General features: G+C 67.7%; 16 protein-coding genes. 9 read left to right on the forward strand and 7 right to left on the reverse strand.

Going from position 1 to position 19,781, the window contains the following annotated elements:
* Positions 1-8: 8 nt before the first annotated feature.
* From mfd to VG566_RS05250, 3 genes are all read right to left on the reverse strand, one after another.
* Entirely contained in the window at positions 9-3,473 is a 3,465-nt protein-coding gene (gene mfd, locus VG566_RS05240; protein WP_075076202.1) for a transcription-repair coupling factor, read from the reverse strand.
* A gap of 149 nt (positions 3,474-3,622) precedes the next feature.
* Positions 3,623-4,168, reverse strand: a complete 546-nt coding sequence (locus VG566_RS05245; RefSeq protein WP_014646444.1) for a GNAT family N-acetyltransferase — start codon at positions 4,166-4,168, stop codon at positions 3,623-3,625.
* A gap of 95 nt (positions 4,169-4,263) precedes the next feature.
* A complete protein-coding gene (locus tag VG566_RS05250; RefSeq protein ID WP_241884153.1) occupies positions 4,264-5,121 on the reverse strand; it encodes a 23S rRNA (adenine(2030)-N(6))-methyltransferase RlmJ in 858 nt (285 codons plus the stop codon).
* 35 nt (positions 5,122-5,156) lie between these two features.
* Between VG566_RS05250 and creB the strand changes: the two genes are divergently transcribed.
* From creB to VG566_RS05285, 7 genes are all read left to right on the forward strand, one after another.
* On the forward strand, positions 5,157-5,882 hold the full coding sequence (gene creB, locus VG566_RS05255) for a two-component system response regulator CreB (protein ID WP_241884154.1): 726 nt from the start codon (positions 5,157-5,159) through the stop codon (positions 5,880-5,882).
* A gap of 3 nt (positions 5,883-5,885) precedes the next feature.
* On the forward strand, positions 5,886-7,346 hold the full coding sequence (gene creC, locus VG566_RS05260; protein WP_241884155.1) for a two-component system sensor histidine kinase CreC: 1,461 nt from the start codon (positions 5,886-5,888) through the stop codon (positions 7,344-7,346).
* Between the two features lie 81 nt (positions 7,347-7,427).
* Positions 7,428-8,747, forward strand: a complete 1,320-nt coding sequence (creD, locus tag VG566_RS05265) for a cell envelope integrity protein CreD (protein ID WP_241884156.1) — start codon at positions 7,428-7,430, stop codon at positions 8,745-8,747.
* A gap of 10 nt (positions 8,748-8,757) precedes the next feature.
* A complete protein-coding gene (locus VG566_RS05270; RefSeq protein WP_100449661.1) occupies positions 8,758-9,168 on the forward strand; it encodes a hypothetical protein in 411 nt (136 codons plus the stop codon).
* Between the two features lie 154 nt (positions 9,169-9,322).
* A complete protein-coding gene (locus tag VG566_RS05275) occupies positions 9,323-10,915 on the forward strand; it encodes a M20/M25/M40 family metallo-hydrolase (RefSeq protein WP_014646450.1) in 1,593 nt (530 codons plus the stop codon).
* Positions 10,916-11,069: 154 nt separating this feature from the next.
* A complete protein-coding gene (gene gltX, locus VG566_RS05280; protein WP_164165450.1) occupies positions 11,070-12,473 on the forward strand; it encodes a glutamate--tRNA ligase in 1,404 nt (467 codons plus the stop codon).
* A 34-nt stretch (positions 12,474-12,507) separates the two neighbouring features.
* Positions 12,508-12,999, forward strand: a complete 492-nt coding sequence (locus VG566_RS05285; protein WP_004150412.1) for a Fur family transcriptional regulator — start codon at positions 12,508-12,510, stop codon at positions 12,997-12,999.
* 111 nt (positions 13,000-13,110) lie between these two features.
* Here VG566_RS05285 and VG566_RS05290 read toward each other — a convergent pair whose 3' ends face one another.
* From VG566_RS05290 to VG566_RS05305, 4 genes are all read right to left on the reverse strand, one after another.
* The gene (locus VG566_RS05290; protein WP_049420618.1) at positions 13,111-14,265 is read right to left on the reverse strand and encodes an HlyD family secretion protein; all 1,155 of its coding nucleotides are present in this window, start codon (positions 14,263-14,265) and stop codon (positions 13,111-13,113) included.
* 8 nt (positions 14,266-14,273) lie between these two features.
* Positions 14,274-15,947: an MFS transporter gene (locus VG566_RS05295; protein ID WP_032956775.1), complete on the reverse strand. Its 1,674-nt coding sequence runs from the start codon at positions 15,945-15,947 to the stop codon at positions 14,274-14,276.
* Positions 15,947-16,513: a TetR/AcrR family transcriptional regulator gene (locus tag VG566_RS05300; RefSeq protein ID WP_014646454.1), complete on the reverse strand. Its 567-nt coding sequence runs from the start codon at positions 16,511-16,513 to the stop codon at positions 15,947-15,949. Before VG566_RS05300 ends, VG566_RS05295 begins: the two co-directional genes overlap by 1 nt.
* 199 nt (positions 16,514-16,712) lie before the next feature.
* Positions 16,713-18,923, reverse strand: coding sequence for a TonB-dependent receptor (locus VG566_RS05305; RefSeq protein WP_164165452.1), 2,211 nt, complete (start codon positions 18,921-18,923; stop codon positions 16,713-16,715).
* A 136-nt stretch (positions 18,924-19,059) separates the two neighbouring features.
* Between VG566_RS05305 and VG566_RS05310 the strand changes: the two genes are divergently transcribed.
* Together VG566_RS05310 and VG566_RS05315 are read left to right on the forward strand one after the other, a co-directional pair.
* Complete coding sequence (locus tag VG566_RS05310) at positions 19,060-19,473, forward strand: MerC domain-containing protein (protein WP_008264835.1); 414 nt, start codon at positions 19,060-19,062, stop codon at positions 19,471-19,473.
* A 110-nt stretch (positions 19,474-19,583) separates the two neighbouring features.
* Positions 19,584-19,763: a 30S ribosomal protein THX gene (locus VG566_RS05315; RefSeq protein WP_004150462.1), complete on the forward strand. Its 180-nt coding sequence runs from the start codon at positions 19,584-19,586 to the stop codon at positions 19,761-19,763.
* Positions 19,764-19,781 lie beyond the last annotated feature (18 nt).

The following is a 19,781-nucleotide window of genomic DNA, read 5'->3' on the forward strand; positions in this document are numbered from 1 at the left end:
GGGGGCGATCAACCCGGGGCGAGGGTGGTCAGAAGGGCGCGGGCCGCGTTGAAGCGGTCTTCCGGCAACGGCAGCGGGTGCTTGATGCGCAGCTTGTCGGGCCCTTCCATGGCGTACAGGTTCGGTTGCTTCTGGATCAGCTGGATCACCGCCATCGGGTCGATGTTCGGCTTGGATTCGAACACGATGCGGCCACCATTTTCGCCCAGGTCCAGCTTGCGGATGCCCAGCGTGTTGGCCTTCAGCTTCAGCTCGGCGATGGCGAACAGGTGCTTGGCCGCATCCGGCAGCAGGCCGAAGCGATCGATCATCTCCACCTGCAGTTCGCGCAGCGCATCGCTGTCGCGCGCGCTGGAAATACGCTTGTACAGGGTCAGGCGGGTATGCACGTCCGGCAGGTAGTCTTCCGGGATCAGTGCCGGCACATGCAGTTCGACCTCGGCACCACGCACTTCCTCGCCGGCATCAAGGTCGGGCAGCTTGCCCTGCTTGATGCTGCGCACCGCGCGCTCCAGCAGCTCGGTGTACAGGCTGAAGCCGACCTCGGCCATCTGCCCGCTCTGGTCCTCGCCGAGCAGTTCGCCGGCACCGCGGATTTCCAGATCGTGCGTGGCCAGGGTGAAGCCGGCGCCCAGCTCGTCCATCGAGGCGATCGCTTCCAGGCGCTTCTCAGCGTCGGGGGTGATCGCGCGGCGGTCGGGCGTGATCAGGTACGCGTAGGCGCGGTGGTGCGAACGTCCGACGCGGCCACGCAGCTGGTGCAGCTGGGCCAGGCCGAAACGGTCGGCACGGTTGATGATGATGGTATTGGCGTTGGGGATGTCGATGCCCGACTCGATGATCGTGGTCGACAGCAGCACGTTGAAGCGCTGCTTCTGGAAATCCAGCATCACCTTTTCCAGCTCGCGCTCGGGCATCTGCCCATGGGCGATGCCGATGCGCGCCTCCGGCACCAGCTCGGACAGCTCGCGCTGCATGCGGCCGATGCTTTCCACGTCGTTGTGCAGGAAATACAGCTGGCCACCACGCGCCAGCTCGCGCTGGAAGGCTTCGCGCAGCAGCGCGTTGTCCCACTGGGTGATGAAGGTCTGCACCGCCAGCCGGTTCGGCGGCGGCGTGGCGATGATCGACAGGTCGCGCAGGCCGGCCATGGCCATGTTGAGCGTGCGCGGAATCGGTGTGGCGGTCAGGGTCAGCAGGTGCACGTTGGCGCGCAGCGCCTTCAGCGCTTCCTTCTGGCGTACGCCGAAACGCTGCTCCTCGTCGACGATGACCATGCCCAGGTCCTTGAACTTCACGTCCGGCTGCAGCAGGCGATGGGTACCGACGATCACGTCGATGGTGCCGGCGGCGACCTTTTCCAGCTCGGCCTTGATTTCCTTGGTGGTCTTGAAGCGCGACAGCACCTCGACCTTCAGCGGGTAATCGGCGAAGCGGTCGCGGAAGTTGCGGTAATGCTGTTCGGCCAGCAGCGTGGTCGGCACCAGCACAGCCACCTGCTTGCCGGCACTGGCGGCCGCAAAGGCCGCACGCACCGCCACCTCGGTCTTGCCGAAGCCGACGTCGCCGCAGACCACGCGGTCCATCGGCTGGCTGCTGGCCAGGTCGCGCAGGGTGGCGTCGATCGCGGCCAGCTGGTCCGGGGTCTCCTCGAACGGGAAACCGGCCGCGAACGGCTCGTACATCGCGCGGTCGACCTGCAGTGCCAGGCCGGCACGCGCCTGGCGGCGGGCCTGGATCTCCAGCAGTTCGGCGGCGACGTCGCGTACTTTCTCGGCGGCCTTGCGCTTGGCCTTGCTCCACTGCTCGCCACCGAGCGAATGCAGCGGCGCGGTTTCCGCCGACGCACCGGAATAGCGGCTGATCAGGTGCAGCTGGGCGACCGGCACATACAGGCGGTCGCCCTTGGCATATTCGATTTCGAGGAACTCGCCGGGCATGCCGCCGACGTCCATCGCGATCAGGCCACGATAGCGGCCGACGCCATGATCCTCGTGCACGATCGGCGCGCCCTCGGTCAGTTCACCGAGGTCGCGGATGATCGCTTCCGGCTCGCGGCCGGCACGGCGCGTGCGCCGGGTGCTGCCGGCGCGCTCGGGGAACAGCTGGCGCTCGGTCAGCACCGCGATGCGCGGATCGTCCAGCGCGAAGCCATCCTCCAGCGGTGCCACCGCGATCGCGAAGCGCGCGTCGTCGGCGAGGAAGCTGGGCAGGTCGGCCACCACCGGCGGCTTCAGCTCGGCGGCCTGCAGCACTTCCAGCAGCGCCTCGCGGCGGCCGGGTGAATCGGCGGCGATCAGTACCCGGCCCGGATAATGGCCGAGGAAGGATTTCAGCGCCTCGCCAGCGGGGGCTTCGCGCGCGGCCACCGGCAGCGGGGGCAGCGGCTGGTCGCCCAGCGCGTGCGCGTCGGCGATGCGCGCATGGTCAGCCGACCACACCTCGATGCGCGGGGCATCGTTCAGGCGCTCGCGCAGCAGCTCCGGCGACAGGTACAACGCCGACGGCGGCAGCAGCGGGCGCTCCACATCATGGCGGCGCTGCTCATAGCGGTCCGCGGTCTGCGCCCAGAACGCGACGGACGCTTCATACGCACCGGCACAGACCACCGGCAGGCTGCCGCTGGGCAGGTAGTCGAACAGGGTTGCGGTGCGTTCGAAGAACAGCGGCAGGTAGTACTCGACGCCGGCCGGCGCCAGTCCGGACTTCAGGTCCTGGTACAGCGAACTGCGCCGGGTATCGACATCGAACCGCTCGCGCAGCGTGGCCAGCACGCGGGCGATGCTGGCTTCATCCATCGGCACTTCGCGGCCGGGCAGCATGTGCACCGCCTCGACCTTGTCCAGCGAACGCTGGCTTTCCGGGTCAAAGGCACGGATCGAGTCGATGTCCTCGTCCAGCAGTTCCACCCGCAGCGGCTCGTCGGCACCCATCGGGTACACGTCGAGCAGGCCGCCGCGCACAGCGAAGTCGCCCGGATCCATCACCTGCGGCACGTTGCGGTAGCCGGCGCTTTCCAGGCGGCGCTTCTCGGCTTCCAGGTCCAGGCGCTGGCCGACCTTCAGGTCGAAGCTGCCACCGATCACGTAGCTGCGCGGGGCCAGCTGCTGCAGCAGGGTCTGCACCGGCACGATCACCAGGCCACGCTTCAGCGCGGGCAGGCGGTGCAGGGCGGCCAGGCGCTGCGAAATGATGTCCGGATGCGGACTGAAGCGGTCGTAGGGCAGGGTTTCCCAGTCCGGGAAGGCGACCACCGGCAGGGCCGGATCGCCGCCGAGCAGGGTGTGCAGGTCGGCTTCGAGCTGGTTGGCACCGTGGTTGTCACGGGCGATCACCAGCAGCGGGGCGTCGTGCGCACGCGCGGCCTGGGCAAGGTACCAGGCCAGGGCGGTCGGCGAGGCGGGGGCGCGCCACCAGGCGCGGAGCTGGCCGGCGCGCGGCAGCGGCGGGGCGGGGTATGAGGTACGCGACATGGACCCCGGATTTTAGCAGAAGCCCGATCGAAGCCCGGTGGGTCGTGCCGGCCGATTGCCGGCAGCCTCATGTGCCGTTGGGGTAACGCAGTTCAGGCCAGCGGCCGGCACTACCGGCAGGCATCGCCGGGCGGGGCCCGGCGCATCTGTCAGTTGTCCAGCTCCAGCACCATCCGCACCAGGCCTTCGGCACCGGCCGGGTGCGGGACCGGCTTGAAGCCCAGCGAGGCGGCCAGCTGTTTCATCGGCTCGTTCTCGGCGGCGACGTCGCCGTACAGGCGGTCCAGGTACTTGCCGCGGCCCCACTTCACCAGCTTGCGCATCAGCTGCCGGCCCAGGCCCTGGCCAATGAGGAAGCGGCTGATCAGGATCGCGTACTCGGCTTCACGGGTGCCGGGGATGATCGAGGCCCGGGCGACCGCGCCGACCACCGCTTCGCCAGCGGGCAGGGATTCGGCTGCGACCAGGGTGATCTCGGTCTTGGGATTCGGGTGGGTCAGGCGCTGGGTGGTTTCCGGCGAAAGCTCGGTCACCGCCTGCAGGAAACGATCACGGATTTCTTCCGGCCCGAACAGGCTGAACGCCGCTTGCAGCGGTGCGCCATCTTCCGGGCGGATGGGGCGGATCAGCAGCTCGTGGCCGCTGGGAGCCTTGAAGATCTCATGCCAGGGCGGCATGCGGTTGCGAGTGGCCATACCGGGTGATTCCTTGGTGGTCCATCGATTGTGGCATCACCGGGGCTGCATTCCGTGAACGAAAGGCTCACGGCGGTACAGCCTCGTGAAGGCCGTCATTCGGTGGCTTTGAGCCAATCCAGGCGGGTGCTGGCCCCCGGTTCGCCCAAGTGCTGGCGCAGCGCCGGCAGGGCCGGGCCGACCACCCGGTCGAACTGCCACGGCGGGTTGAGCAGCAGCATGCCGCTGCCGTTGAGGCGCAGCGGCGAGTCGTCCGGGCGCACCAGGAACTCGATCGTCATCGCCGATTTCACCGGCAGGGCGGTGGCCTTGCGCAGGAAGTGCAGGATGGTGCGGCGCTGCTTGATCGGGAACCACACCGCGCAGGTCGCCTGTGGCCAGCGCGCCAAGGTCTCGGCCAGGGCGGCCAGAACGGCCTGGTACTCGGCGTCCTGGGCCTCGTACGGCGGGTCGATCAGCACCAGGCCACGGCCGATCTTGCTGCCGTTGAACTTCGGCGGCAGCAGCGAGCGCAGCAGGGCATAGCCATCGCCAGCGCGCACATCGACGCGGCTGTCATGGGCGAACAGGGCCTTCAGCGTGGCCGTTTCGGCTTCCTGCAGCTCGCAGACCGCCATGCGGTCCTGCGCGCGCATCGCCTGTGCGCTCAGCAGCGGCGAGCCCGGGTAGTTGGTCAGCGCGCCCACCGGGTTGTCGGCCTGCACCGCCTTCAGGTAGCGCTCGACCACCTCCGGCAGCCTGGGCTGGGCCATCAGCCGCATGATCCCGGATTCGGCCTCCAGGGTCTTGCGGCTCTCTTCGCTGGCCAGCAGGTAGCGGCCGGCACCGCCGTGGGTGTCGAGCACGAAGAACGGGCTGTCCTTGCGCTTGAAGCTGTCGATCAGGGCCAGCTGCACGATGTGCTTGAGCACATCGGCGTGGTTGCCGGCGTGGAAGGCGTGGCGATAGTTCATGGGCGGCAGTGTACGGGGCGGCGGCCGCAGCGGCTATGCTGCGCGCCATGACAGCTCCCGTTGCCCATGTCCTGGTGGTCGAGGACGAAGCCGCCATCGCCGAAACCATGCTCTATGCGCTGCGCAGCGAAGGCTATGCCGCCAGCCACTGCCTGCTGGGCGGCGAGGCCCTGCAACGGCTGCAGGCCGGCGATATCGACGTGGTGGTGCTGGACGTGGGCCTGCCGGACCTGGGCGGTTTCGAGGTCTGCCGGCGGCTGCGTGCGCAGCCCGGGCCGGCGGCGCAGCTGCCGGTGATCTTCCTGACCGCCCGCAACGATGAAGTGGACCGCGTGCTCGGCCTGGAACTGGGCGCCGACGATTACATGACCAAGCCGTTCTCGCCGCGTGAGCTGGTGGCGCGGGTGCGTGCGCGCCTGCGTCGTGCGGCAGCGGTCGTGGCAGCCCCCGGCGCAGATGCGGGCTGGCAGGAACATGGCGCCTTCGCCATCGACCGCGAAGGCCGGCGTATCCGCTTCCGCGGCCACGCGCTGGACCTGACCCGCTACGAGTACGCGTTGCTGGAAGCGCTGCTGCAGCGGCCCGGTGCCATCCTCAGCCGCGCGCAGCTGATGGACCGGGGCTGGGACAGCAGCGCCGACAGTGCCGACCGCACCGTCGACACCCATGTAAAGACGTTGCGCGCCAAGCTGCGTGCGGCTGGTGCCAGCGACGACCCGATCCGCACCCACCGTGGCCTTGGCTACGCGCTGGAGGTCTAGCCGATGCGCCTGGTACTGAAGCTGTTCCTCGGCTTCTTCCTGATCACCGGCATCGCCGCGTTCTTCGTGATGCGCGTATTCGTCAACGAGGTGAAGCCCGGTGTGCGCCAGGCGATGGAATCGACCCTGGTCGATGCGGCCAACGTGCTGGCCGAGATGGCCGCCGCCGACGTCAAGGACGGCACCATCCGCAGCGGCAGCTTCACCCGCAACCTGGCCAAGGCGCGGCAGCGCGACCTGAAGGCGATGGTCTGGCGTTTTCCCAAGCGATCGCTGGATTACCGGGTGACCATCACCGATGCCAGGGGCATCGTCATCTACGACTCGCTGGGCCGCGACCTCGGGCGTGACAATTCGCGCTGGAACGATGTCTACCGCACCCTGCGTGGCGAGTACGGCGCCCGCTCCAGCCCGGAAATACCAGGCGAAGAAGGCGATACGGTGATGCACGTGGCGGCGCCGGTATACGACCCGGCCGATGGGCGCACCCTGATCGGCGTGCTCAGCCTGGCCCAGCCCAACCGCAGCATCGATCCGTTCATCGCCGCCAGCCAGCGCGCCATCATCGAGCGCGGCGCCTGGTTGATCGGGCTGTCGGCGCTGGTCGGCGTGCTGGTGACGATGTGGCTCACCACCGGCCTCGGCCAGCTCAGCCGCTATGCACGCGCGGTCAGCGCCGGCGAACCGGTGCCACCGCCACGGCGCCGCCGCGACGAGATCGGCGACCTGGGCCAGGCGCTGGAAACCATGCGCCGCAAGCTGGAGGGCAAGGCCTATGTCGAACAGTACGTGCAGTCACTGACGCATGAAATGAAGAGCCCGCTGGCGGCGATCCGCGGTGCCGCCGAGCTGCTGCAGGAGCCGCTGCCCGAGGCCGACCGCGTGCATTTTGCGCGCAGCATCGTCGACCAGCAGGAGCGGCTGACCGAGACCATCGACAAGCTGCTGGCGCTGGCCGAAGTGGAACAGCACGGCTGGCTGCAGACCCGCGATCCGATCGCGCTGCCAACGTTGCTGGCCGATGCGGCAGCGGCGGCGCAGGTGCGTGCGCAAGCGGCCGGCGTGCAGGTCAGCATCGGCAGCGCGCCCGACCTGCGCGTGCAGGGCGATGCCTATCTGCTGCGGCAGGCGTTGCACAACCTGATCGACAACGCCATTGCCTTCTCACCGCCCGGCGCGGACATCGCAGTGCAGGCCGAGGTGGACGGGCAGGGCGTGCGCCTGCAGGTGGCGGATCGCGGTGCCGGCATTCCCGACTACGCGCGCGAACGGGTGTTCGAACGCTTCTATTCGCTTGCCCGCCCGGGCAGCGGCCGGCGCAGTTCCGGCCTGGGCCTGCCGTTCGTGCAGGAGGTCGCGCGCCTGCACGATGGTCGCGCCAGCCTCGACGCGCGCGACGGCGGTGGCACCGTGGCCAGCCTGTGGCTGCCGTTGTCAGTGCCGGGCCAGCGTCCGCGCCGCTGACTTCACACTCGCTTCAACTTCGCCACAAACCCTGCTCACCGCAGCGGTCCATCCTGCAGCCCTCTCCAACGAGGATGGACCATGAAATCCCTGAAGATGCTGCTGAGGTTCGCCATTGTCGGCGGGCTGATCCTGTTGCTGCTGGTGCCGCTGATGATGATCCGCGGGGTCATCACCGAGCGCAGCCAGTACCGCGACGAGGCCTTTGCCCGGGTGGCCGACAGCCGTGCCGGCACGCAGCAGCTGGTGGGCCCGGTACGGGTGGTGCCGTGGGTGGAACGCAAGCAGGTTGAACTGGTTGACCCGCTGGGCGTCAAGAAGACCGAGATCCAGGTGACCGAGGGCCACTGGCTGCAGATGCCGGCGTCGCTGGAGGTGGGCGGCGAGATGCTGCCGAGCCAGCGCGAGGTCGGCCTGTTCAAGGTGCCGGTGTACAGCTGGAATGGCCAGTTGAAGGCGACTTTCGCCGAAGACGACTATCCGGTGAAGAACGGCCGCACCTATGGCCAGCCCTATGTGGCGCTGGGGGTTTCCGATGTGCGCGGCCTGGTGGGCACGCCGAACCTGCGGGTGGACGGCAAGCAGCTGCGGTTGCTGCCCGGCGTAGGCGTGGCCAGCGAAATCGGACGTGGCCTGCATGCGCCGGTGAGCGGTTTCGCCGCGGATCAGGGCGGCGCGCTGGCCGCCAGCACCGTTGAACTGGAGCTGCGCCTGGATGGCAGCCGCATGCTGTCGGTGGTGCCGGTGGGCGATGACACCCGGATCGCGCTGCGGTCGAGCTGGCCGCATCCGTCGTTCAGCGGCGCCTTCCTGCCCAACGAACGCCGTGTCGATGCACAGGGCTTCGATGCACGCTGGGCGGTGTCCTCGCTGGCCTCCGATGCACAGCGCCAGCTGCGCAGCGAGGGGACGATCGATTCGCAGGCCGTGACGGTGTCGCTGGTCGATCCGGTCGATACCTACACCCAGGCCGACCGTGCCTCGAAGTACGGCGTGCTGTTCGTGGTGCTGACCTTCGTCGGCTTCATCCTGTTCGAACTGATCAAGTCGCTGCGCATCCATCCGCTGCAGTACCTGATGGTCGGCCTGGCGCTGGCGATCTTCTTCCTGCTGCTGATCAGCCTGTCCGAGCACATCGCGTTCTGGAAGGCCTACCTGGTCTCGGCCGTGGCCTGCATCGGCCTGCAGGCGGTGTACCTGGCCAACGTGCTGGGCCACTGGAAGCGCGGCCTTGGCTTCGCTGCGCTGCTGACCGTGCTGTACGGCGCGCTGTATGGCCTGCTGGTGTCGGAGAACAACGCACTGCTGATGGGATCGCTGCTGCTGTTCGTGATCCTGGCGCTGGCGATGTGGGTGACCCGCCGGGTCGACTGGTACGCGCTTGGCGCGGACCTGAAGTAAGGAGCACGCCATGAGCTGGCGCCAGGGATTGCGGCAACGGGCGCGGCAGGGCATTCCGGCCCTGCTGGAAGTGGATGCACTGCTGCAGGCACATGGCGTGCTGGCGGCCCTGCCGGGGGCACGGATCGCCCCCGGCGTGGTCCGCTTCCAGCTGGCCGCGGTGACCTGCGAGGGATTGCAGGGCAAGGGCCTGGCCTGGTTGCAGGGCGCGCGGCAGGGACGCGGTGCGCTGGCTGGGAAGGTGCCGCGCTACCGGCCATGGAAGGCCGGGGCGGAAGCACTCGCGGAAATCGGCATTGGTGGCCTGCCCGATGACTGGCCCGCGCATGCGGCGGTGTATGGCTGCAGCAGCATCGACCGGCGGCACTGGTTGCTGCTGCTGCCGGAGCGGGCACAGTTGTGGTTGGGATGGAGCGGGTGATTGGGCTGTTCATCCACGCATGGCGTGGACCTACTGTTGTGGGTGCGAACCTTGGTTCGCACGCTCCCGCCCATGACCGATGGGACGGTATCGCGGCGCCGCTGCTGGCTAGACTCGATGGGTTGATGAGCAGGCCGGAAGGCAGGGGTGCGATGTGTTGAAGTGGGGCGTGCTGGCCGTAGCGCTGGCAATGGGTGGCAATGCAGCGGCGCAGCAGCGCGAATCAGTGGACCTGGACATGGTCAGCCGCATCCGCCAGGAGGCCTTCCACCGTTCGCAGGTGATGGACACCTTCAGCTATCTCACCGAACGCATCGGCCCGCGGCTGACCAACTCCCCGGCGATGGGCCGCGCCAACGCGTGGACCCGCGGCAAGTTCAACGAATGGAAGCTGGACAACGTCCACGACGAAGCGTTCGATGACTTTGGCCGTGGCTGGGAGTTCACCTCGGCCAGCGTGGAAATGCTGGGCGACCGTGTGCAGCCGCTGCATGCACTGCCCAAGGCCTGGACGCCGGGCACCAAGGGGCCGGTTGAAGGCGAGCTGGTGCAGGTCGAGATCAAGAAGCCCGAAGACATCGAGAAGTACCGCGGCAAGCTGCGCGGCAAGATCCTGCTGCTGGGCGAGGCGCGCGAGTACAAGCGCGGCACCGAGCCGGATTCCCATCGGCATGACGCGACCTCGCTGGAAGGGCTGCAGGCGTTCACCCTGCCGAAGGACCAGGACGCCACCGCCGAGCGCGCCAAGCGGGTCAAGGAGTACCAGGAACGCCAGCAGCTGGCGACCAGGGTCAATGCGTTCTTCGTCGAAGAAGGGGCGCTGGCCTCGATCAGCATCAGCAGCTGGGACAACGGCATCATCCGCGTTGCCGGTGGTGGTTCGCGCAAGGCCGGCGAGCCGGTCGGCATCCCCGAGCTGGCGATGATCAGCGAGCACTTCAACCCGCTGGTGCGCGCGCTGAAGGCCGGGCAGACCGTGCGCCTGCGCGTGGATGTGGCCGCGCGCTTCACCGATGACGCCGACCAGCCCGGCTACAACACGCTGGCCGAGATCCGCGGCAGCAGCAGGCCCGATGAAGTGGTGATGATCGGTGCGCACCTGGATTCCTGGCACAGCGGCACCGGCGCGGCCGACAACGCCGCCGGCGTGGCGGTGATGATGGAGGCCATGCGCATCCTCAAGGCCACCGGCGCCAGGCCCAAGCGCACCATCCGCGTGGCGCTGTGGAGCGGCGAGGAGCAGGGCCTGATCGGCTCGCAGGCCTATGTGGCCAAGCATTTCGGCCGGTTCCCGGAGCCCACCGACCCGGCGCAGAAGGCGCTGCCGGCGTCGCTGCGCGAGCCGACCGGTGCACTGCAGAAGACCCGCGATTACAGCAAGTTCCAGGTCTACTTCAACATGGACAACGGCTCCGGCCGCTTCCGGGGCATCTACGCCCAGGAAAACCTGGCGGCGATGCCGATCTTCGAAGCCTGGCTGGCGCCGTTCCATGACGTCGGCGCCACCACCGTGGCGACCCGCAACACCGGCAGCACCGACCACATCAGCTTCGACCGCATCGGCCTGCCGGGCTTCCAGTTCATCCAGGACCGGCTGGACTACTTCACCAATGTCCACCACAGCCACCTGGACACCTGGGACCACGCCGAACCGGAAGACCTGAAGCAGGCCGCAGCCATCGTCGCCTCGTTCGCCTACAACGCCGCGATGCGCGAGCAGCCGTTCCCGCGCAAGGTGGAACCGTAAAAGGGGACGGAGGGGATTAAGTCGCATCTCCCCTCCGTTTCCCGGTTGCAGTGCCCACGGGCTGGGCAATCGCGACTTAATCCCCTCCGTCCCCTTTTTCCGTCGGGGGCGGCGGGCTGGTAAAATCGGGGGATCCCCGTTCCTCGAGCCGTCCATGACCTGCCGCACCCGCTTCGCCCCCAGTCCCACCGGCTACCTGCACATCGGTGGTGCCCGCACCGCGCTGTACTGCTGGCTGGAGGCCCGCCACCGTGGCGGCGAGTTCGTGCTGCGCATCGAGGACACCGACCGTGAACGCAGCACCCAGGGCGCGATCGACGCCATCCTGGAGGCGATGGAGTGGCTGGGCCTGGACTACGACGAAGGCCCGATCTATCAGACCGACCGCGTCGCCCGCTACCGGGAAGTGGCAGAGCAGCTGATCGCCGACGGCAAGGCCTACTACGCCTACGAAACCCGCGAAGAGCTGGACGCGATGCGCGAGGCCGCCATGGCCAGGCAGGAAAAGCCGCGTTACAACGGCGCTGCACGCGAACTGGGCCTGCCGTACAAGGACGACCCGAACCGCGTCATCCGCTTCAAGAACCCGCTGGAAGGTACGGTGGTGTTCGACGACCTGATCAAGGGCCGCATCGAGATCGCCAACAGCGAACTGGATGACATGGTCATCTTCCGCCCGGACGGCTACCCCACCTACAACTTCGCGGTGGTGGTGGACGACTGGGACATGGGCATCACCGAGGTCATCCGCGGCGACGACCATATCAACAACACCCCGCGCCAGATCAACCTGTACGAGGGCATTGGTGCGCCGGTGCCGAAGTTCGGCCACATGCCGATGATCCTGGACGAGCAGGGCGCCAAGCTGTCCAAGCGCACCGGCGCGGCCGACGTGATGCAGTACAAGGACGCCGGCTACCTGCCCGATGCGCTGCTGAGCTACCTGGCCCGCCTGGGCTGGTCCCACGGTGACCAGGAGCTGTTCAGCCGCCAGGAGCTGATCGACCTGTTCGACGTGAAGGACTGCAATTCCAAGGCCTCGCGTCTGGACATGGCCAAGCTGGGTTGGGTCAACCAGCACTTCCTGAAGACCGAGGACGTGGCCGCCATCGTGCCGCACCTGGTCTACCAGCTGCAGAAGCTGGGCCTGGACGTGGCCGCCGGCCCGGCCCCGGAGGATGTGGTGATCGCCCTGCGTGAACGCGTGCAGACCCTGAAGGAAATGGCCGAGAAGGCCGTGGTCTGGTACCAGCCGCTGACCGGGTACGACGAAGCGGCGGTGGCCAAGCACCTCAAGGCCGGTGCCGAGGTGGCGCTGGGCAAGGCCCGCGAGCTGCTGGCAGCGTTGCCGGAGTGGACCGCCGAGTCGGTGGGCGTCGCCCTGCACGACGCGGCCGCAGCGCTGGAGATCGGCATGGGCAAGGTCGCCCAGCCGCTGCGCGTGGCCATCACCGGCACCCAGGTCAGTCCTGACATTTCCCATACCGTTTACCTGGCCGGCCGCGAGCAGGCCTTGAAACGCATTGATGCGGCCATCACCAAGGTAGCAACGGCCTGAGGCATCCTTGCCAGGCCCGAACCGGAGAACACGCATGCCCGCCAAGACCGCCACTGCCTGTACCGCCCCGCACCACCACGTCCACGACGCATCGGATTTCGTGGCGGTGGTCGAGCGTGTCTCGCGCGAACGCGGGCTGCGCCTGACCCCGATCCGCGCCAACGTGCTGAAGCTGATCGCCGAGGCCGGCAAGCCGGTCAAGGCCTACGAGCTGCTGGAATGGGTGCGCAACGGCAAGGGCGTGGGCGCCGATGCCCCGCCCACCGTGTACCGCGCGCTGGACTTCCTGATGGCCAATGGCTTCGTGCACAAGCTGGAATCGGTGAATGCCTTCGTGGCCTGCCACCATCCCAGCAGTGCCGCGCATTCGGTGCCGTTCCTGATCTGCAACAGCTGCCACAGCGCGGTGGAACTGGAAGACCGCGAGATCGTCACCCAGCTGGAGAAGCGCGCCAAGGAGCTGGGCTTCCAGCCGCAGGCACAGACGCTGGAAGTGCATGGCCTCTGCGCGCGCTGCGCCGGCTAATGCAACGGTAGGGCCGGCCGCTGGCCGGCATTTTGGAAACGGGGTCAGATCCCTTTGCCACTGGCAAAGGGATCTGACCCCGTTTCATACCGGTGCGGCAGGGCCTGCGTCCTAGTCCATCGGTTTGGACCGGGTATCCACCCGCACGATCACCGACATGCCGGGCCGCAGCTGCTTTGCCAGCTTCTGATCCCTGTTGATCGATATCCGCACCGGCAGCCGCTGCACCACCTTGGTGAAGTTGCCGCTGGCATTGTCCGGGCGCAGCACGCTGAATTCCGACCCGGTGGCTGGGGCGATCTCCTGCACGCGGCCCCGCAGCACCTGGCCCTGGAACGCGTCCACCGAGAACGTCGCCGGTTGGCCGATCGCCATGCCCCAGGTCTGGCCTTCCTTGTAGTTGGCCACCACCCACAGCGTGTCAGGTACCAGGAACAGCAGCTGCGAACCGGCAGCGACGTACTGGCCCACGCGTACGCTGGCTTCGCTGATCTGGCCGTCGCGTGGTGCGTGGATCACCGTGTTGGCCAGGTCGATGCGGGCCAGTTCCAGCTGCGCCTGCGCGCTTTCCACCTGCGCTTCCAGGCTCTTGCGCGCGACCTGGGTCGACACCAGCGTTTCCTCGGCGATGCGGATCTGCGCCTGCGACTGCTGCACGCTGGCCTGTGCCGACGCCTGGGTGGTGCGGAACTTGTCGCGGTCGTTGATGGACACCAGCTGCTGCGCCGCCAGTTCCTCGTAGCGTTTCAATTCATTGCGCGAACGCTGCAGTTCGGCCTGGCCAGCCGACAGCGTGGCGCGGGCGGAGGCAATCTGTGCGCGGTTCTGCGCCTGTGACTGGTCCGAGTTGGCCAGCGCCGCGCGCGCGCTGTCCAGCGTCGCCTGCGCCTGGGCCACGCGCTGCGCATAGATGCGGTCATCGATGCGCAGCAGCGGCTCGCCCTGCTTCACATGCTGGAAATCCTTCACCAGCACTTCGGTCACATAGCCGTTCACCTGCGGCGCCATCACCGTGATCTGGCCGCGTACATAGGCGTTGTCGGTCACCATCACGCTGCTGGTGAACGGCCACAGGTGCCAGGCGCGCAGGATCAGCGCAATGCCCAGCAAGGCCACTACCACCATCACCACCACGCTGCGGGCGCTGGGCTTGAGGTACTTCGGCGCGACCGCAGGTTCTACCGGCGTGGCCGCGGGCGCCGCGTCGGTCGGCGGCGGTGGGGTGACGTTGTCGGTGTCGTCGGGGCGGGGCGGGACGGGAGGCATGGGAGGACTCAACGGGACGCGGCCGGCGTGGACGCGGTGGAAAGGGCGGGGTGGCGCTTGCGCCATTGCTTGAGCACGGCGGTGCGCAGCGACAGCAGCAGCAACCAGCACAGGAAGCCGATCGCCAGCCAGCCGCTCAGCGTGAACACGTCATTGAAGCCACGCACGTTGGCTTCGCGGCGCGTGGTCTGCGCCAGCTGCGCGCTGCCCTGCGCACTGCGCAGCACCGGGTCGGTGATCTGCGCAGCGTACAGCTGCTGCTGGATGCGCAGCCGTTGCGCGACCACCGGATCGGCCGGATCGAGCTGGCTGGTCAGCGCGCTGGAATACAGCTGCTCGCGATGCAGCTGGAAGGTCCCCAGCACCGCCGAACCTGCCAGGCCACCCAGGGTCTGCGTGATCGACAGCGTCACCAGGAAGGTGATCATGTGGTCGACGCCCTGTTTCAACGCGGCGGAGATGCCGAGCATGATCAGCGGGCCCATGAACATGCCGGCACCGACCGAGGCCAGGAACTGGCTGGCGTAGAAGTCGTGCGGCCGGTCCAGGCTGGTGCGGTGCTGGTCGAAGAACGCGGCGGCGCCCAGCAGCAGGATCGCCATCAGCAGCTGCGCGATCAGCCGCTTCGGTCCGAAGGTGAGCGAGGCGCCGGCGATGCCGACGATCACCCCGGCCAGGATCACTACGAACAACGGCCGCATCTGGTCAGGCCCCATGCCCAGCGTGCGCATCAGGTTGACCACGCCGTAGGACTGCTCGGTGGTCAGGAAGCGGATCAGGAACGCGCCGACGATGAAGTGCAGCACCGGCAGCTTCGACAGCCAGCGGATCTGCAGCAGCGGATTGCGCCGGTAGTGTTCGATGATGAAGGCGGTGGTGGACAGCACGATCGAGGCGACCAGCGCCCAGCCCAGCCATGGGGTGTTGAGCCACCAGCGGGTGTAGCCCTGCGCCAGCACGATCACCAGCAGCGCGACCGCCGGCGCGAGCAGGGCGAAAGTGAGGAAGTCCAATGGCTCGAACGCCTTCACCTGGATGCCGGGCGGCAGCTTCAGCACTACCACTGCCGCGAACGCGCACAGGGCCAGGCCGGCTTCGAAGGAATACAGCTGGTGCCACTGGCCGGTATCGACCAGGCCTGGCGAAACGATCCAGGCGATCGGCACCGCCAGCTGCGAAAGGCCGACGCCGACCACCAGCAGGTTGCCGGTAAAGCGGCGCGGCAGCGCCTGCAGCATGTACAGCGTGCCCAGTGTCGAACAGGCCGCACCCGCGAAACCGCTGGCGGCGCGGGTCAGCATCGTGGTCTCGAAGCTGCCGACGAACAGGTGCAGCACCGCCAGCGCCGCATACAGGCCCAGGCCGATCTCGGCGAACAGGCGGATGCCGTACTGCTGGCGGAACTTGAAGGCCAGCAGGTTGGCGGTGACATTCACCATCGCATACGCGGCCACCAGCCAGCTGCCCTGGGTCGGAGTGAGCGCCAGCTGGCCCTGCAGGAACGGCAGGTTGGCGGTGACCAGCGCATTGCCGAGGCCGCCGGTGATCGCCACCAGCAACGATACCAGCGCATAGGCCGCGCGCCGGTACGGCGGGTGCCAGGGCATCGACGCCGAGCCGGGCATGGTCGGCTTCTCATGCTCCTCCCAATCCGGAACCGGCTTCAGATACGGCTGGACCATCAACGGGCCTCGCTGGCAGCTCCCTGGAGACCCCCACGCAGCAGCTGCAGGGCACGCCCGGCCAACTGGGCGCGCTCGTCGCGGGTCTTGCCGCGCAGGGCCGCACCCAGCATGCCCGAGATCAGTGAAATATCCGTCTTTTCCAGGTCGTCACGGCACAGCCCGGCGGCCTTGGCGCGCGCGATCGGTTCCTCCAGCAGGTCGCGCACGGTCTCGCGCGCGGCGCGCATGGACGGCACGTCCGAATCAACCGCACGCCAGTAATCGGCCAGTGCCGGCGAATCGATGATGCGCTGGGCCATGCCCTCGAACACCTCGAACAGGGCGTCATCGCGGTCACCGAGCTGTTCGACCTGGCGCCGGATGCGGTCGACCGTGCGCTGCAGCAGCGCCTGGATCAGCGCGGTGCGGTCGGGGAAGTTGCGGTACAGGGTGGCGCGGCCCACCTGGGCGCGTTCGACCACCAGATCCAGCGGGGCGGTGACGCCATGTTGGCCGAAGACATGATCGGCGGCGTCGAGGATGAGGGCACGGCGGGCAGCAGCATCGGCACGTTGAGCGGTCATGGAATCATTTTCGGACAAAAATGTCCGATTGGCGAGACTTTGAGTGACGGGATTGTCCGCTTGTTGTCGTACGCACACCTTTGTGACGGATGCGTGATGGCGTGGGACGGAATGAAAACGGGGGCCCGAAGGCCCCCGTTCAATGCGGTGGTGCCAGAGCCCTTTCCTTCGGAAAGGGATCCGACCCCGCCGTGCGCGATCAGAAGAACGCGCGGATCCCGAATGCGACTCCACGGCCTGGCAGCGGCGAGTAGTCGCGCAGCAGCGAGGTATGCGGGCGCACTTCGCGGTTGGTCAGGTTGCTGCCATCCAGGAACACCTCGTAGCTGTTGCCCGCGTTGCGATCCCAGCGGTAGGCCAGGTGCGCGTCGACCAGGGTGTAGCCGTCGCTCGGGGCTTCGTTCTGGGCGACGTCCTTCTGGCGGCTGTAACGCACTGCACCGACCGAGGCGCGCCAGCCGTCCTTCGACCAGCGCAGGTCGGCGCCGACGCGGGCCGGGGCGATGCGCGGCAGGTAGCCGGTATTGGCCAGCTCCACGCTGTAGTTGTGGTTGTGGTCGCCGTGCGGTACGGCGATGTCGAGGCTGCGGCTGCCGCTGCCATCCAGCTTGGCCTTCACATAGTCACCGAACAGGCGCAGATCCCAGTCACCGGCGCCACCCTCGAACAGGTGCACCAGCGCTTCGGCCTCGGCGCCGCGGAACACCGCGTCCTGCTGGGTCCAGGCGCGGACCGGCAGGCCTTCGGTAACACCGGTGTCGGCGAGGTAGATGAAGTCCTTGAACTTCGTCTGGTAGACCGACGCGGAGAAGTCCAGGCGATCGCTGTGGGTATGGATGCCCAGTTCGACGCGCTGGCCGCGCTCGGTTTTCAGGTTGGCGTCGCCGATCTCCAGCGAGCGGGTGGCGATGTGCGCGCCGGCGGCGTACAGCTCTTCGTTGGTCGGCGCACGCTCTGAGCTGTCCACGCCGATGCGCAGGTCAACGGCATCGTTGAGCTTCCAGATACCGGCGGCAGACAGGTTGGTGGCACCGAACGTGCGACGGCGGTAGTCGCCGGTCGGGTCCAGCTTGACCTGGTCGTGGCGGCCACCCAGTTCCAGCTTGAACGGGCCGAACTGCTTTTCCTGCAGCACGAACAGGCCGATGTTCCTGGTGCCGGTATCCGGTACGAACGCCTCTTCGCCCTTGGCGCCGAAATCGCTGTTGCCGAACTGCAGGCCGAACGCGCCGTCCCAGCCGCCGATCTGCTGCTGCACGGCTTCCAGGCGCGCTTCGATACCACGGTTGGTGAAGCGCGTCGACGGCGTGCCGGCCTCCAGCTCCACGTGCTCGTAGTCGGTGTAAGCCACGCGTGCGTTGATGTTCTTCAGGAACGAGACCGGGTTGTAGATGCCGGCCTTGGTCTCGAAGCGGTTCTGCACCATGTCGATGCGCACGTCATGCTCGTCGCCGCCTTCCTCTTCATCGCCGTGGTCGTGACCGTGGTCATGGCCATGGTCATCACCATCGGCATGCACGTGCGCGCCGTTGGGAATGCCGTAGTTGGTGCGATAGGTGCTGGCCGACACACCGAAGTAACCACCGTCGCCCAGCCACGTTGCGCCGACGCCGCCGGCGCGGGTGCGGATCGAACTGTTGTCCAGGCGGCCGCGGCGCGGTTCTTCGCCCTCGGCTGCGTCGTGATCATGGTCGTGATCGTGGTCATGGTGGTCTTCAAGGCTGTCGATCACCGCGTAGCCGGGAATGCGGTAGTCGTCGCCATTGCGCACCAGGCCATCCACGTGCAGCACGACGTTGCCGCTGACACCATCGAGGCGGAACATGCCGCTGCGCTCATTGTTCACCGAGTTGCCGCGCAGCTCGGCGCGGCCGCTGAGCGGGCGCTCCGGCAGCTCGCGCGCGATGCGGCCATCCACCACATTGACCGCACCACCGATGGCGCCGCTGCCGAACAGCAGCGTGGCCGGACCCTTCAGCACTTCGATCTGGTCGGCCAGGAACGGCTCGATGCTGGTGGCATGGTCGGCGCTGACCGTGGAGGCGTCCATGTTGCCCATGCCGTTGGACAGCACGGCCACGCGCGGGCCTTCCTGGCCGCGGATGATCGGGCGGCCGACGCCGGGGCCGAAGAAGGTGCTCTGTACGCCGGGCAGCTTGGCCACGGTATCGCCCAGGGTGCCGGCCTTCTGCTCGTCCAGGCGCTCACCGGCCAGCACGTCCACCGGGCGCGCCAGGGATTCGGCATCGCCCTGCAGCGGCGACGCGGTGACCTGTACCGAGGAGAGTTCGGTCAGGTGGCGGTCACGATGGGAGGTGTCCTGGCCGGCTGCAAAGGCGACGGACGGCAGCAGGGCGGCGAGGGCCAGGGCCAGGGAATGCGGCTTGAGCCGAGGGGTGTGGGCGGGCATGGGCAGGTCCTTTGTTACAATGTATCAATCGCAGGGCGCACGAATCCCGTCGACGGGACAGGGGGAGGGGAAACCGTGCGGTTCGGAGAGGGATGTTATATTATTCCATAACGATTCGCCGACCCTGCTGGAAGTCATGTCCCTGTCCTCACGCCTGCGCCACCTGCTCGATCGTTTCGGTGCCACTGGTTCGATGCTGTGCGCAGTGCATTGCGCGGTGATCCCCGTGCTGCTGGCGGCGGCGCCGTCGCTGGGCCTGTCGTTCTGGCTGAGCGATGGCGTGGAACAGGCGCTGGTGGTGTTCGTGACCCTGCTCGGGCTGTTCAGCCTGGTCTGGGGCTATCGCCGCCACGGTGCGCTGCGTGCGCTCGGCTTCCTGATCCCCGGCCTGGTCGCGCTGTGGGCCGGCGTGCTGTACGACCCGCTGCACCACAATGCGGTGCCGCATGCGGTGGTGATGACCATCGGCGGCCTGCTGGTGGGCGTTGCCCACCTGGTCAACCTGCGCCTCAACCACGGCCACGTGCACGACGCAAGCTGCGCGCACTAGGCACGCCGTGATAGGATTTCCGATCGTGCGCGGGGGCGCCCAGCAAGGCGGCCCCGCCGAACCCGTGTCAGTACGGGGTAACCAGATTTCACACTTGAGGAGTTGAAGACATGGGTAAGGGTGACCGCAAGACCGCCAAGGGCAAGCGCTACAACGCCAGCTACGGCAACGCCCGTTCGCACACCGCGAGCAAGGTCGCCGTAGGCGCCGCCGCCCCGGTTGCCAAGAAGACCGTGGCCAAGGCTCCGGCGAAGAAGGCCGTGGCGAAGAAGGCCGTCGCCAAGGCCTGATCAGGCCGACCGACCGGT

The sequence above is a fragment of the Stenotrophomonas sp. CASM114 genome (genome assembly GCF_049384325.1).
Classification (GTDB): Bacteria; Pseudomonadota; Gammaproteobacteria; order Xanthomonadales; family Xanthomonadaceae; genus Stenotrophomonas; species Stenotrophomonas muris.

Excerpts from the sequence above, each read along its gene's own strand:
- creC (WP_241884155.1), top strand. The coding sequence starts at position 5,886 with ATGCGCCTGGTACTGAAGCTGTTCCTCGGCTTCTTCCTGATCACCGGC.
- VG566_RS05285 (WP_004150412.1), top strand. The coding sequence starts at position 12,508 with ATGCCCGCCAAGACCGCCACTGCCTGTACCGCCCCGCACCACCACGTC.
- VG566_RS05270 (WP_100449661.1), top strand. The coding sequence starts at position 8,758 with ATGAGCTGGCGCCAGGGATTGCGGCAACGGGCGCGGCAGGGCATTCCG.
- VG566_RS05250 (WP_241884153.1), bottom strand. The coding sequence starts at position 5,121 with ATGAACTATCGCCACGCCTTCCACGCCGGCAACCACGCCGATGTGCTC.
- creD (WP_241884156.1), top strand. The coding sequence starts at position 7,428 with ATGAAATCCCTGAAGATGCTGCTGAGGTTCGCCATTGTCGGCGGGCTG.
- VG566_RS05245 (WP_014646444.1), bottom strand. The coding sequence starts at position 4,168 with ATGGCCACTCGCAACCGCATGCCGCCCTGGCATGAGATCTTCAAGGCT.
- creB (WP_241884154.1), top strand. The coding sequence starts at position 5,157 with ATGCTGCGCGCCATGACAGCTCCCGTTGCCCATGTCCTGGTGGTCGAG.
- VG566_RS05290 (WP_049420618.1), bottom strand. The coding sequence starts at position 14,265 with ATGCCTCCCGTCCCGCCCCGCCCCGACGACACCGACAACGTCACCCCA.
- VG566_RS05310 (WP_008264835.1), top strand. The coding sequence starts at position 19,060 with ATGTCCCTGTCCTCACGCCTGCGCCACCTGCTCGATCGTTTCGGTGCC.
- gltX (WP_164165450.1), top strand. The coding sequence starts at position 11,070 with ATGACCTGCCGCACCCGCTTCGCCCCCAGTCCCACCGGCTACCTGCAC.
- VG566_RS05305 (WP_164165452.1), bottom strand. The coding sequence starts at position 18,923 with ATGCCCGCCCACACCCCTCGGCTCAAGCCGCATTCCCTGGCCCTGGCC.
- VG566_RS05315 (WP_004150462.1), top strand. The coding sequence starts at position 19,584 with ATGGGTAAGGGTGACCGCAAGACCGCCAAGGGCAAGCGCTACAACGCC.
- VG566_RS05295 (WP_032956775.1), bottom strand. The coding sequence starts at position 15,947 with ATGGTCCAGCCGTATCTGAAGCCGGTTCCGGATTGGGAGGAGCATGAG.
- VG566_RS05300 (WP_014646454.1), bottom strand. The coding sequence starts at position 16,513 with ATGACCGCTCAACGTGCCGATGCTGCTGCCCGCCGTGCCCTCATCCTC.
- mfd (WP_075076202.1), bottom strand. The coding sequence starts at position 3,473 with ATGTCGCGTACCTCATACCCCGCCCCGCCGCTGCCGCGCGCCGGCCAG.